Raw genomic sequence first — 13,354 nt, 5'->3', positions numbered from 1 at the left:
TCATCCCTGCAAATGGGTGGAATTCACATCTCGGACATCGGCCCCGGGAAACGGATGCTAGACATCACCGGACACTCAAGCCGGCGGGCGCAAAAAATCCGCGCCATGATTTATAGCTGACGCAGCACAATCTGTCGCAGCGTTGATGAGTCACCTCAAGCGGTGCTTCGCGCGACGCCTGGCTGGCGGCCAGGTGTCACTGGCTAGAACGGCTGTTTTGCTTGGGAGCGGTCGGTGCGTCAGGGTGAGAGTGGATATTTTGCCCGGTAGGATCGCTGATCTGGATGACTTTCCCATATTGCCAGCCGTTGGCCTTCGGATCTGGGGTTGGAATGCGGATATCCGAACGTTGGGCTTTGATTGTCGTAGTATCCACGCCCATCCGGTCGTTGCGCTGTTTTACCATGGCTGGATCCGCCTGGCCCTCTGAGGTGAACCCCATCATCAGTTGGGGCACCCCAAGCGGCAGGCGCTTATCTTGATCCGTATGCCAAGTGTGCCAAGTCTTCCCGTAGGTGTGTGCCAACCGTTCCATCAGTGCGTGTTCAGCAGGCCCAGGTATTCCCGGCGCTACCAATTGTCCAGACGAAACCTCATAGCCATGGCTGTGCCACATCGCTTTTTCTGTATCCGGAAGTGAAGCGAATAATTTCTCGTCGATGATGTATTCGACGCCCATGATTTTCGCCGTGTTGGTATTGCCGTCAAAGATCATGCACTGGATCACATCCTCGTTGAGGATTGAGCAGTAGTGATGCGCCTCCATTTGGGCTTGAGGGTGACCGTTATAGAAATGGAAACCATCTAGATAGGCGTTGAGGGCGTCTATCGGAGGTTTGGCCTGAAGCATGGCTGCACCCGCCTCAAGAACATGGGTTTGTGTCGATTCCGGATTACCCGGGGCGTCAACAGGGGATTTGGTATTGGCTACGCAGGCACATAGCAACCCGCACGCGGCGGACAACGTTACCCGGGAAAGAAAGCAGTTCGGCATGACAGCGGTTCCTTTGCTGTGAGTAGACTGACGGAGCAGACCCCATCGATCGGCGGAGAGTGGCGTCCCTGAAGGACGCCACGATGAGCCCGAGTTAGCGTGGATTAGGACTATCGTCGAATTCTGCGTTGTCGACGTCGACATCCGCCATCTCCTCTTGCAGCGGCGCATCATCATCTTGCTCAAGCGGAATTTGCCCTTCGTTGTCGGGAAGCTCGTCGATGCCGGGACGATCACTCGGGTTCAGCTCAGTACGGCCCGGGGAAAGCGGGTCTGGCGATGCTGGAACCGGATCGTCTGTACCTGTGCCACCTTGAAGCTGTGTATCAACGCTCATGATTCCTCCTTGCCGGCAACATACCGGTCTGTCCCTATGAGAATCCGCCCGCCAGCGTGTTGTTCAACTTGAAAGACTGACGGCGACCTCCAGGGTCATCGGTCACCTCACAAGCGGCGCCTGATGACACAGACGTTCAAGGGCGGCTTCTGCTGAATAGGCGCCGGAGTTGTGTTTGTGCAGTGTTAGCACTTGCAGTGCTCATCAGTTTGTTTGAGCGCAGGCTCAAGTAGTTTCGCTCGTGCCAGGTGAACAGACGCCTCTTCAAATTTCCCGTTGAGCTCCAACCTTGCTGCCATTTCCAAATGCCATTCATACACTGTGCGGATACTCGCAATTTGACGTTTGCTACGATTACTCATTACCACTTCACTTATCGATATCTTCACACTACTTCATTATCACGCGAAGTAAGCGCCAGGCGGAATGCTCGCCTGGATGGCTCGATCCCTTGCGGTATATCTAAGCGAGTGAGGCGTGGGCGTGAAGGAAGTAGTACATAAGTATCCGTAAAGCTGTACAGCGGCTTCATCTTGTATAGATTTTCGTCACGACATTCGTCGGCAGCGTTTGATTCTCTTTTTGTTCACAACTAGCATTCTGTGTGTATAGCGAGGGAGCAAGTTGGCAAATGAATTGCAATGTATTCGCGTGCGTCAAAACTACCGAAAGGGCAGCGGGACAGCTTGCGCCAAACAAGGCTCTAGCCGCGATGCTAGTGTGCAGCGTTGTGTGGGTGTCAGGTTGTATGGCTGACCGTGATTTGTCGCTTGTGGACTACGATGCTATTTCAGCGAGCGCTCCTCCTAAGGCGCTTGAAGGGCTGTGGGCGGGCCCGCATGCCGGTGGAGAGCTGTTCGTCGAGATTTTCTCCGACGGAGGCGTGCGCACGTGCCTAAGCGCACCCCCGTACCATCAACAGCTCGCTGGGAAGTATTCCGATCAAGCGTTATATCTGGAGGACGGGACGCGTATCGAAATCGAGGCTAAGGAAACGCACATAATCAATATTTTTTCGCCGCCTGGCCGACCAGCAGCCACCCTCGTTTCGGACGCTGACGATCCGGATGCTCAACGCTGCTTCGCCAATAGCGTTTCGCAAGAAGGTGCACTGAGAAATATCTGAGCGCGTCACCGCCCAACCGGCTGACCGCTCGACGGTAAAAACTTGCACGATGGTCAAGGCTGACCTATCCATACCCCGCGGCGCAGCGCGACATGAGTCGAGCCCTTGATAAAGGAACAGCAAACATCCGGAGCTGGCTCGTTCGTACACCGACCTGCGGACGAATGCAGGCTAGGCTAACCGCTCCACAGGGAGGGATCGTTATGAGCGAAAGTAGGGAGCTGGCGCTCTCGATAGCGCTAGAAGCGGTACTTTGCGCTGCGCGCAGCTTATACGTAGATATCGATGAGCTTCGCGATAGGGCTATAGAGTTGCTGATGATCGTTCCCAGCAACGTTTCGCCTGCCGTCGCTCAGGCTATCGATGAGATTGATGAAGCTACAAACTCACTCGATTTCAAAAAATCGTCGTGATCATTCAGTTGGCAGTTTTTCACCCAGGATGAAACCCGGCCTCGCCCGTGTTGGGCTGTCCTGGCGTCTGCAGGACAAGTGCCAAACGCAATTCATCGGGCATCGGCTTGGGAAACGTGCATTGGAGCGCATGAGTCATGTCAAATCGTTCAAAGGCATCCAATCTTATAGAAGCCACAGATGATCTGCGGATGTCGCTGCGATGTATCTGTGAGTTAGCCAAACAGCGAAGGGTTGGGAAGGGCGTCTGGGAGGCAGCGTGGGATTGGCAGGATGAGGCTCACAAGCGCTGGTGCAAAGAACTCAGCGAGATGGGGCATGTGTCGTCTATTGCGACGGCCCGTATCGATCCTATAAAAACGTGTGACCGCAAGCCCTTGGCTATGCCTGGGGGGCGTTCTGGCCTTCAAAGGGCTCGGAGTTCGTCAAAGGAAACGTGACGCTGAATGACGTGCCCTTTGCCTGCGATGAGGTCACATGAGCGGTGCCGCCATGCGGCTTACCGAATTTACACCTGCGACCGATATCCAGAGGTATTGCCGCGCTTGCGTCAGCGCCACACGTCTTACATCAACTCAGTGCCGACGAAGGTTGGAACTCATCCTCTCCTGGCATCTCAACTGTTCATGAACTGCATTGGAGCGCGGAAATGGACGACGAGACGTTGGCGATTTGTGTCTTCATGAGCACTCATCCGGATGTGTTGGAGACGGTTAAAGGTGTGACAGAAAACGATGCGGTAGAGGCGGGCGCTTCATTGGAAGATCTTCGGCGTACGCTCTGCATCCAGGCTATGCAAGTTCAGGCTGATGGACAAAATCTGCCACTGGATGATTTGATCCATTCGCTGGCACGACCGAGCGAAGCGAGTGTCGTTGACTCTGAGTCGCAGGGGCGCACGGAGCTCGAAAAATACAATCGTATGCGTGATTTCGATGCGAGCCCCGAACCGACGGGTATGGCTAACCCCAAGACAGGCAAAGGCCGGGCAAAGCGAGAAGCCCAAGCGCTGCAATATTGTGTGCAAAAACATGATGCGACCCGCCTTCATTACGATTTCAGGCTTGAACTCGAAGGTACGCTGAAGAGCTGGGCGATTCCGAAGGGGCCGTGTCTGGATCCGAAGGTGAAACGACTGGCGGTTCATGTCGAAGATCATCCACTCGATTACGCAACGTTCGAGGGGACGATTCCGGAAGGGCATTATGGTGCCGGGGAAGTCATCGTCTGGGATCGTGGTATCTGGACGCCTATCGGCGACCCGATTGTGGGCTATCAAAAAGGCCGTCTGAAATTCGAGCTCCAGGGAGAGAAACTTGCCGGGCAATGGAACCTGGTGAGAACCCACATCCCCGGCAAGCAGGAACAATGGTTCTTGATCAAACATCAGGACTCGAGTGCCCGGCCTGAGGCCGAATACGACATCGTTGAGGATCTCCCAAACAGCGTGCTCAGTGATCGAACGATCATTGCGAAGCAGAGAGGAAAGGGCAAAGCGAAGAAGCCTGGCAAGTCGCCGACGTCGGTATCACGTGCGGCTAAGAAGGCACAGCAAGGTCAACGTGCTGAGCTGTTCGACAAGCTTTCACCGGAGCTTGCAACGCTGGTGGAAACATCTCCTCAGAGCGACGATTGGCGTTACGAAATCAAGTTTGACGGGTATCGCCTACTCGCCAGGATCGATCATGGCGAAGTGAAGCTTTTCACTCGCAACGGGCATGACTGGACATTAAAGCTGCCCCATCAAGCAAAAGCACTTTCAACGTTGAGATTGGAGACGGCTTGGCTCGATGGTGAGATCGTCATACCTGATGACAACGGAGTGCCTGACTTCCAGCTTCTACAAAACGCATTCGATGCAGGGAAAAGCGCAGGCATTGTTTATTACCTGTTTGACCTACCGTACCTCAACGGTTTCGATTTGCGCGAGGTGCCGGTTGAAGCCCGTCGCGATGCGCTTCGTCAGCTGCTGGCGGAGAACACCGACTCCATGTTGCGTTTCTCGGATGACTTTGAAGAGTCTCCCGACGCCTTATTGAACAGCGCCTGCTCAATGCAGATGGAGGGACTGATAGGCAAGAGGGCGGGCAGCCCTTACGTCTCGCGCCGCAGCGATGACTGGATCAAACTCAAGTGTTCGAAGCGACATGAGTTTGTGGTGGTGGGGTACAGCGATCCCAAAGGCAGCCGGAGTGGGTTTGGCGCCTTGCTCCTTGGGTTGAATAACGAAGACGGTGGCGAGCTGAGGTTCGCAGGCAAGGTCGGCACGGGTTTTACCGAGGCCACTCTGAAGACCATCCTGGCCCAGCTGCGCCCACTGCAAACCAATGCCTGTCCTGTTGAAAACCCACCGACCGGCTCCGATGCCCGAGGCATTCACTGGCTGGAACCAAACCTGCTTGCCGAGGTTTCATACGCAGAGATGACCAAGGATGGGGTAGTGCGGCATGCGGTTTTTCGTGGGCTTCGCGCAGATAAGCCAACCAGGGAAATCACTGAAGAAAAAGCCCAGCCGGCACCCAAGACGAACACGCGAAAGTCATCTTCAAGCGAGAAGGCGCCAAAGAAGGGGGCTGATCAGAGTCGCATCCGCATTACTCATCCTGATCGAATCATTGACGCATCGAGCAGCACCACGAAGATGCAACTTGCACAGTACTACGCGCAGGTGTCTCCTTGGTTACTCCCTCATCTTGCAGATCGTCCAGTGGCGCTGGTTCGCGCACCCGAAGGTATTGGTGGCGAACTGTTCTTTCAGAAGAATGCCGACAAGCTTTCGATCCCCGGCATCACAGCGATACCGAAAGCAGAAGCGGGTAAAGCCGCGATGGTGATCAACAATGCCGAAGCATTGGTCGGTGCCGTGCAGCTGAGCACGGTCGAACTCCATTCGTGGAACGCCACAACGGCAGACTTGAATCTCCCTGACAGGTTTGTCCTTGACACGGACCCGGATCCTGCGCTGCCTTGGAAAAGCATGGTTGAAGCGACTCAACTGACGCTAACCGTACTCGACGAGTTAGGGCTCAAGGCATTTCTGAAAACCAGCGGAGGTAAAGGGATACATCTGGTTGTCCCGCTCACGCCTGGCGGTTCCTGGGACGACGTCAAAGCTTTCAGCCAAGCCATCGTCAAATACATGGCCAAGCTTATTCCTCAAAGGTTTGTTGCGGTTCTCGGCCCCAAGAATCGAGTAGGCAGGATCTTCGTTGATTATTTACGAAACAGTAAGGGCGCTACGACGGTCAATGCCTATTCAGCCAGAGCGCGGCCAGGCTTGGCGGTTTCGGTGCCGATTTACCGTGAAGAGATCCTTGAGCTTAAAGGCGCCGACGTGTGGAACGTTCATAACCTGCACGAGCGACTTACCGAGTTGGGAGCAGACGACCCTTGGGCCGACTACGCGGGCACTGCTCAGCAAATAACCGAAGAAATGCGCGAAATGCTTGCATTACGTTAGGAGAGCAGATCATGAAAACTTTCCCATCCACTGCACGCAGTAAATCGCCAGCGGCCCGTCTGCACCTCTCTTCTGGCTCGACACTCTCTATGAAGCTGCAGGGCTGGAATACACTTTTCAGCTAATGCCATTGGAGAGCTTTGTTGGACGTGTCGTCGCCGAAGAGACCTATCGAGCGCTTCCGCCGAGACTGCAGCACAGAGCTTTGCCAGACGCTAGCGTGCTCCCGTCGGCTGCCCTTGCGATCAGAAACAGATAAGGGTTGTCTTTGAACCTTCATACACCGCTGGGCACGACAGTTGTCCAGTGCTGAACGGGCATTACGAGACGAAGGGAGGAATCATGAAGACGCATAGGCTTACCATCAGGGATATTCAGGTAAACGTTTCAATCAGCGGTCAAGGTTCGCCTTTGCTTTTACTCAACGGCCTTGGGGGTTTGATCCGCACCTTCAACGCCCTGCGCGACGGACTCGCGGACTACACAACGATCACGTTGGACGTGCCCGGAGTTGGCGACTCACAAATGCCTCGGTGGCCCATGCGTTTACCGCGCCATGCCGATTTGATCGCCGAGATGCTCAAGCAATTGGGGTTTGACCAAGTCGATGTGTTCGGGGTTAGTTGGGGCGGTGCACTTGCGCAAGAATTCGCCCTGCGTTACCCGAAGATGGTGCGTCGTTTGATCCTCGCGGCTACGTCAGCCGGCCCAGTCGTGCTGGTAAAGCCTGCAGACATCCTTGATTTTTTTGGGAAAGGGAAAGGCCCTACATCGCGCGCGAAAGAGGGCTCGCGTAATTCGATACAAGCCTTGCTGCGTTTCGGTGTGGTGAAAGGCATGCTCACCGCTAATCCACGGACTTATTACCACCAGCTTAGCGCCTTGGTCGGCTGGACGAGCTTGCTGCGGCTCTCTCGTCTGCGCCAACGCACGCTGATCCTTACCGGAGACCGCGATACGTTAGTACGGGCCTACAACGCTCGTATACTGCGCCGTACCATCCGCCGCGCCGAAGTGCACGTCCTGGCGGGCGAGGGGCATTTTTTCCTGGTCACGGCCGCGAAGCGAACCGCCGAACTAATCCGCAAATTTCTTTCCCAGCAGCACGATGAGGAAGAGAGCATGCCTATTAGCCCCTTTGGCAGGTAAGGAACACCCAGCTCTCGTCCGAGAAGTGGATAGCCACTAAGGCTACTTCCTACGCTCACGGTGCCCCTGGCACTTCCATATTTATCTTCCACCAGATTCATTAATAATCCGATGGCCTGGCATATCTCTCGCTTCAATCTCGGTATTGATTTCTCCACGCTCAGCGGCAGATATCAGATCTTCCACCTCTGCGTATAGGGCTCGTGCTGCCGGTTCTTTTTCTTTATAAATTTCAGGTTGCCTCCGCAGTTCCGCGGCGGTTTGTTTTAGCGCTAGAGTGTCCATGTTGATTCCTGATGGTCTATTTCGCCAAGTTGCCAGCCTGCAACCCAGCACTGCCGCCGATTGCCCCCCAGGCACCGCACCGGCACCAAAGGCACTCGGCGGACGTTATCGATTCGATGGCCTCCGGCATACCCGTAGGCTTGCAACGCGCCGTTGCTGACGCGGCGCGGAATTCGTTCCAGCTGCCGTGGCCTGTGTTTGCATCCGTTGTACGTAGCCGAGCGGAGTAGTGCCAGGCGACTCCGTCCCGCGGTGGCTCAGCCAGCCGTGACGGTCATGCCGCCATCCGCCATGACAACCGAACCTACCAAGAAGCTGGCACGATCGGAGGCGATGAAGGCGACCACCTCAGCGATTTTTTCCGGTTGTGCGGCGCGGCCGATCGGAGCTGCTTCGCCATGTGTGGCGAGGAATGCGGGGCCATCGTCGACCACATTGTTGAGGATGTTTGTGACTACATCCCCCACACCAACAGCATTGACGCGGATGCCGTGGCCAATGACCTCAAGTGCGAGAGTGCGCGTCAGTTGAGCAAGCGCGCCTTTTGATGCGGTGTAGGCGGCAATGGTTGGAAAGGCGAAGTACGACGCATAGGACGCGATGTTGACGATCGAACCGGATTTGTTAGGGATCATCGCTTTGACCGCTTCGCGGCTATGCAGGAATGCCGCCGTGGCATTGACCGTCTGAATGCGTTCCCAGTCCTCGCGGGTCATGTCAATCACCAGCTTGTTGATGATGATGCCCGCGTTGTTGACCAGGATGTCCAGCCGGCCGAAATGCTCAACGGCCAATGCCACCGCACGCTCGGCGGCACCGTCCTCAGTGATGTCGGCCACCAGCGGTACCAGTCCAGGGCGGGCCAGCGCCTTCACGTCAGGGTTGATATCTTCGGCGATGACCTTGGCCCCTCGGGCATGCAGCAGCAGCGCGATGGCCTTGCCAATCCCACTGGCCGCGCCAGTGACTAGAGCGACTTTACCTGCCACTTCGTTTGGTGTTCTGTTCTTGAAACCGGTCATGATGTTCTCCAGTGTTGTGATTCAGTAGGGAAAAGCCGTGTCGGCGCCAGTAATGCGCAGTCATCGGCGAGGGGCCTACTGTCTCGTAGCGAGCCGAAGCCCGCTTTCGGGAGATTGCCTACGCTGTCGGGGTCCTGCGCCCAATGTGGAAGCAGGTTTGGCTTTGCCCGCCGAATATGGAAAGGAGGTGTTAATGGCAAATAGCGGGCGAGTGTCCCTGGAACAGATGTCGACATCCTTCAAGGATTTGCGCATCACAGGGGAGTCGATGCGTGACTACCTGCCAGGCCAGTTGCAGGTGTTATCACCGCACCCGGAGATCAGGGACATTGCGATTCAACTGTTCAGCCACCGCAGCGTGATTGCGCCCATTCTCGTACCTGCCGTTGTGGAACCGCTGCTCGTCCTGGTTCTGGCGGGGGCGGCGAGGGTAGAGGAGCGCGTACCGGGCGGGGAGTGGAAAGCGGTAGAGGTCAGTGCTGGCGATTTTTTTCTAACCAGCTCCGAGGAGCCGTATGAGATGCGCTGGCAGACTCACGGGGACGATACGTTCGAAGTCATGCACCTGTATCTGGGATTACCGCTGATCGAGCAAGCTTCGAGAGAGCTGCTGGGGCAGCACGCAGGGCCACTGCGCTTACGCGATGTTTCAGGTGCACGGGACGGGCGGGTTGCGTTCGTCATGGAGCAATTGCGTACTGAATGGGGCGAGGAGCGCTTGCCCAGCGCGCTGTTCATTCGTTCGCTGGCACAAGCGTTGGCAGTGCATCTCGTGCGCAGCTATGTCGCCGACATTCAGCCTGGGCGTCGAGTCAATGCGTTACAGGCCTACAAGCTGCGCAAAGTCACTGACGCCATGAACGCGCAGCTGGGTGTTCAATTCAGCCTGGCAAAGCTGGCCAAGCTTGCCGAGCTGAGTGAGTACCACTTCAGCCGCATGTTCAAGCGCGCAACGGGATTGTCGCCTTCTCAGTACTTCATCCGCATGCGCATGGTTCGCGCACGACACCTGTTGCTGGAGACACGGCTTAGTATCATCGATGTTGGGCTGGAGGTCGGCTACTCAAGCCCCAGTCACTTCTCCCAGTATTTCGTCGCGAGGTGGGCGTGACGCCCAGCGAGTTTCGTGGCGCGTGAGTGCCGTCCCGTCAAATGTTCTGCGCTAGATTCGCTACCGCTCCCATGCTGCTTAACCATTGTGATGTTGGACACGGAGCACGATTAGCGCCCGTACGTGCGCCCAGGCTCGAAGCTCTTCCAACAATAGAGCGCAGCCCGGCACAGGTCATCAAATATGTGAAGGCACTATTCCGTGAGGGCGGGTGTATCTTCCGTAGGGAAACAAATGAGCAGACGGCAAGCGAATGCCGTCACTTCGTTCTGACGAATAAACCTCGAAATCTCCGCGTCACGATTGTCTATCTGGCCGACAGCAGTCAATCGCGACGCTGAGGTCATTTATCAACTGCTGTCGATCGTATTCCTCACGAGCAGAATCGAATCCATTGCTCAGTTTTGGTTGACCAGATCCTTGAAGATCAACGGGCCCCAGCTATTGCCCCGCGCTTGCACAAGCAGCCCACCCGCCGAAAGTCCTCCCAGGTTGATCGGTGCGAAACCAAGAGCTTCTGCAAGTGAACCGATTTCCTCTGCGGCAGCGTCATCGTCGCTGGCTAAAAAGACGACTCTTCTACCACCCTGCACAGTCGGATCCTGTTCAAGGACATTTGAGCCCAAATGATTGAAGCCCTTGACCAATCTTGCGCCTGTAAACGCCCGAGCGACGGCCTTGGACGAGGGCTCACCACCCAACTCTTCAGGCGATACGCCGTATGCATTGGTCACATCAATGACGGTCTTTCCCTTCCAGGTTGGCAGCGCCTTCGCGACATCCAGGTGGGACTCAAAACGTACGGCAAGAAAGATGATGTCCGCGCTGACGGCGTCGGTCAGCGTTTTTGGAATGATCGTAGGGCCAATAGCGGCCGCATCGGCTGCAAGGCTATCTGGACTGCGAGTGGCTGCCACGGCTACGTTGATGCCTTTGCGGGCAAACGCCTTTGCCAGGGCCTGGCCGATTTTGCCGAAGCCGATAATTGCGTAGCTCATACTATTTCCTTTCGGATTTACCGCGCCCGACGAATGATGGTAAGGAGGTCGGGCGCAGCGGTTTAAAGTTGTGCCAGGCCGCCGTCGACGGCGACTTCGCTGGCGGTCATGAAGCTGCTGTCTGACGACGCGAGAAAGGCAGCCACCGCCCCAATTTCCGCCGGCTCAGCCATGCGCTGGAGCGGAGTCATAGCACCGTAGGCCTTCTGACCTTCTTCTCCCAACGCTTCCTTGGCCAGCTCGGTCGCTGTCGCGCCAGGCGAGAGCACATTGACGCGGATGCCCGTGCCCTTCAGATCCTCCGCCCAAGTCCGAGCGAGATTGCGCACGGCTGCCTTGCTTGCGCTATAGGCAGTAAATCCCGGGGCACCCGTCGTGCCAGCGCTCGATCCGGTGAGGATGATCGAACTGCCTGCGCCCATCAGCGGCAGCGCTTGCTGAACCGTGAAGATTGTCCCCTTTACGTTGGTATCAAAGGCTTCATCAATGTGCTCGGCGGTGATCTGGCCAAGCGGCAGTGGGCTGCCAGCGCCGGCATTGGCGAAGACTATGTCGAGCGTTCCGCGTTCGGCTTTCACCGCTGCGTAGAGCCGGTCAAGATCTGCCTCATTGGAAACTGAGCCTTTCACCGCCCGGGCATTGGGCCCCAGCTCTGCCACTGCGGCATCCAGCGCCTGCTGCCGGCGGCCGAAGATGAAGACAAAAGCGCCTTCCTCGATAAAACGCTTCGCCGCAGCGCGGCCAATACCGGTAGCGCCGCCGGTGATCACGGCAGTCTTGCCATTGAGTCTGTCGCCCCATGAAACCTGCGGGTACGTGTCGTTGCAGGACCGGGCCCTGCGCTACGACATAGGTGGCGAAACACAGCCCCGAGAGGTACATCGTCAGCAGGGGCACGTAGTCCCCTCGGGAGAGGGCGTACGCAAGGTTGGACAGACCCAGCGCAAACAGCGCGCCGCACGTGAGGGCCTCCGCGCGCAGCCTTTTGGACAGCCAGGGGCTGAGCAGCGTCGCGGACAATCCGCCTAGCGGGAACATCGCCATCAGCACCCCGTAATCAGCAGGCTCCAGCTGTAAGGTCTGCATGCCAAACAGCGGCAGAACCGGGTTGTTGATCCCCAGTGAAATACCGTAGAGCGCGGTGCCGATCATCATCAGGCGGATGGTGCGGTGGGTCCATGCCAGGCGGATGCCCGACACCAGCGAGCGCCAGTAAGACTCCGAGGATGCCTCTGATTCAACCCGGCCGGGCAAGCCTGCGGTGAGGACGACGCATAACCCTGATCCCGCCAGCCCCAGTATGGCCAAGGCCATGGCTGACATTATGCCACCCCAGCCGAACAGCAAAGGGCCCAGCGCGGCGCTGAGGATCGCGACGCCGGTCAGCGAAAACATCGCTTTGGCAGAGGCTTCGACTCGACGACCATCAGGGATGGCGACCTGCATGATGCAGGCGCGCGCCGGGTTGAAGAATTGCGCAGCAGTGGCGTTGATCAACAGCAACAGGCTGACGCTGAACACGCTCTCCCAAGGCTTAAGGCCTGCCCAGCTATCGACGGCCATGAACATCGCCGCCGCGAGGATCCGCACGCCATCGGCAGCCAACATGACGCGCACGGGGCGAGCGCTATCAATCCAGGCGCCCGCGAGCGGCGCGATGAAGATCCTCGGCAACGTGCTGGCTGCCGCCACCAGCCCGAGCGCGACAGGCAAGCCGGGGTCGCGGTTGAGCAGATCGCTGACCAGCCACACCGTGACGACGGACCCAACGAGAAACTCACCAAACGAGGAGAACGCCTGGCCAAGCCACAGCAGCAGGAAACTGCGGTTGATGAAGAAAGCTCTGCCCATAGCGGTATCTGGTCCGTGATTTGCTCGGCTATGAGGTGCAAGTTCGGGACCACCGGTTTTTATCCAGCGTTGCCGTATACAGGCGGTCTGACGCTTGAGTCGGTGGGCTGATGCTGCGTTGACAAATTGTTGAATCGCTGTGGAGAAAGCAGCACAGGCGGTTAGTCACGCGGGCCTACGCACGCCATAGCCCCGATCCTATCAATCATCCCTGACCAACGAAGCCCAACGAAGCGGACATGGCCAAACATCGAAAGCTTGCGCTTTACAGCGACCAGAATGCAGGCATCAATGACGCCATGGATCAGCGTCTCATGGGGCTGATAGGGCGCACTCGACCACGTATCGGCTATGTCGCATCCGAGCCTGATCCAGAGCGCGAATATTATCAGCGTACCCGCGAACACTATGCTCAGCTTGGCGCCGTTGTGGATGGTTATCTGGACGCCGAGCAGGTCAGCGATGCTACCCGAGTCGCAAAACTGTTGACCTGTGATGATTTTTGATGGTCTGGGCTCGGTGTCCATGACGAGTTGATCTGTCGTAATTCTCCGTGTCACGGCTGAAAAAGGTTGATACTTCGCCACGCTCTTCATTTGATGAGCAAC

The 13,354-nt window shown here is 56.8% G+C and carries 11 protein-coding genes and 2 pseudogenes; 6 read left to right on the top strand and 7 right to left on the bottom strand.

Annotated elements, in window-relative coordinates:
* Positions 1–196: 196 nt before the first annotated feature.
* Both BWR59_RS03650 and BWR59_RS03645 read right to left on the bottom strand, forming a co-directional pair.
* The gene (locus BWR59_RS03650; RefSeq protein WP_081564268.1) at positions 197–994 is read right to left on the bottom strand and encodes an OBAP family protein; all 798 of its coding nucleotides are present in this window, start codon (positions 992–994) and stop codon (positions 197–199) included.
* Positions 995–1,088: 94 nt separating this feature from the next.
* On the bottom strand, positions 1,089–1,331 hold the full coding sequence (locus BWR59_RS03645; RefSeq protein ID WP_081564267.1) for a hypothetical protein: 243 nt from the start codon (positions 1,329–1,331) through the stop codon (positions 1,089–1,091).
* A gap of 748 nt (positions 1,332–2,079) precedes the next feature.
* On the opposite strand from BWR59_RS03645, the gene BWR59_RS03640 reads away from it, so the two are divergent.
* From BWR59_RS03640 to BWR59_RS03625, 4 genes are all read left to right on the top strand, one after another.
* Positions 2,080–2,457, top strand: coding sequence for a hypothetical protein (locus BWR59_RS03640; RefSeq protein ID WP_143490752.1), 378 nt, complete (start codon positions 2,080–2,082; stop codon positions 2,455–2,457).
* Positions 2,458–2,660: 203 nt separating this feature from the next.
* On the top strand, positions 2,661–2,870 hold the full coding sequence (locus BWR59_RS03635) for a hypothetical protein (protein ID WP_081564265.1): 210 nt from the start codon (positions 2,661–2,663) through the stop codon (positions 2,868–2,870).
* Positions 2,871–3,519: 649 nt separating this feature from the next.
* Entirely contained in the window at positions 3,520–6,330 is a 2,811-nt protein-coding gene (ligD, locus tag BWR59_RS03630) for a DNA ligase D (RefSeq protein ID WP_081564264.1), read from the top strand.
* A 342-nt stretch (positions 6,331–6,672) separates the two neighbouring features.
* Positions 6,673–7,479, top strand: coding sequence for an alpha/beta hydrolase (locus BWR59_RS03625; RefSeq protein ID WP_081564263.1), 807 nt, complete (start codon positions 6,673–6,675; stop codon positions 7,477–7,479).
* Positions 7,480–7,560: 81 nt separating this feature from the next.
* Here BWR59_RS03625 and BWR59_RS03620 read toward each other — a convergent pair whose 3' ends face one another.
* Together BWR59_RS03620 and BWR59_RS03615 are read right to left on the bottom strand one after the other, a co-directional pair.
* Positions 7,561–7,764 (bottom strand): hypothetical protein, encoded by a 204-nt coding sequence (locus tag BWR59_RS03620; RefSeq protein ID WP_081564262.1) that lies wholly within the window; start codon positions 7,762–7,764, stop codon positions 7,561–7,563.
* Positions 7,765–8,021: 257 nt separating this feature from the next.
* Entirely contained in the window at positions 8,022–8,786 is a 765-nt protein-coding gene (locus BWR59_RS03615) for an SDR family oxidoreductase (protein WP_081564261.1), read from the bottom strand.
* Between the two features lie 193 nt (positions 8,787–8,979).
* On the opposite strand from BWR59_RS03615, the pseudogene BWR59_RS03610 reads away from it, so the two are divergent.
* Positions 8,980–9,923, top strand: a pseudogene (locus BWR59_RS03610) (AraC family transcriptional regulator).
* A gap of 372 nt (positions 9,924–10,295) precedes the next feature.
* Here the strand turns inward: BWR59_RS03610 and BWR59_RS03605 are convergent.
* The 3 genes and pseudogenes from BWR59_RS03605 to BWR59_RS32755 form a co-directional block, all read right to left on the bottom strand.
* Positions 10,296–10,895 (bottom strand): NADPH-dependent F420 reductase, encoded by a 600-nt coding sequence (locus tag BWR59_RS03605; protein WP_081564260.1) that lies wholly within the window; start codon positions 10,893–10,895, stop codon positions 10,296–10,298.
* Between the two features lie 62 nt (positions 10,896–10,957).
* On the bottom strand, positions 10,958–11,665 hold the full coding sequence (locus BWR59_RS03600; protein ID WP_081564259.1) for an SDR family oxidoreductase: 708 nt from the start codon (positions 11,663–11,665) through the stop codon (positions 10,958–10,960).
* A gap of 79 nt (positions 11,666–11,744) precedes the next feature.
* Positions 11,745–12,746: pseudogene (locus tag BWR59_RS32755) on the bottom strand (MFS transporter); the annotation flags it as partial.
* Between the two features lie 239 nt (positions 12,747–12,985).
* On the opposite strand from BWR59_RS32755, the gene BWR59_RS31875 reads away from it, so the two are divergent.
* The gene (locus tag BWR59_RS31875) at positions 12,986–13,252 is read left to right on the top strand and encodes a hypothetical protein (RefSeq protein ID WP_143490751.1); all 267 of its coding nucleotides are present in this window, start codon (positions 12,986–12,988) and stop codon (positions 13,250–13,252) included.
* The last annotated feature ends 102 nt before the right edge of the window (positions 13,253–13,354 follow it).

Source organism: Pseudomonas sp. Bc-h (genome assembly GCF_002080045.1).
GTDB lineage: Bacteria > Pseudomonadota > Gammaproteobacteria > Pseudomonadales > Pseudomonadaceae > Aquipseudomonas.
This window is presented reverse-complemented; position numbering and strand designations above follow the sequence as displayed.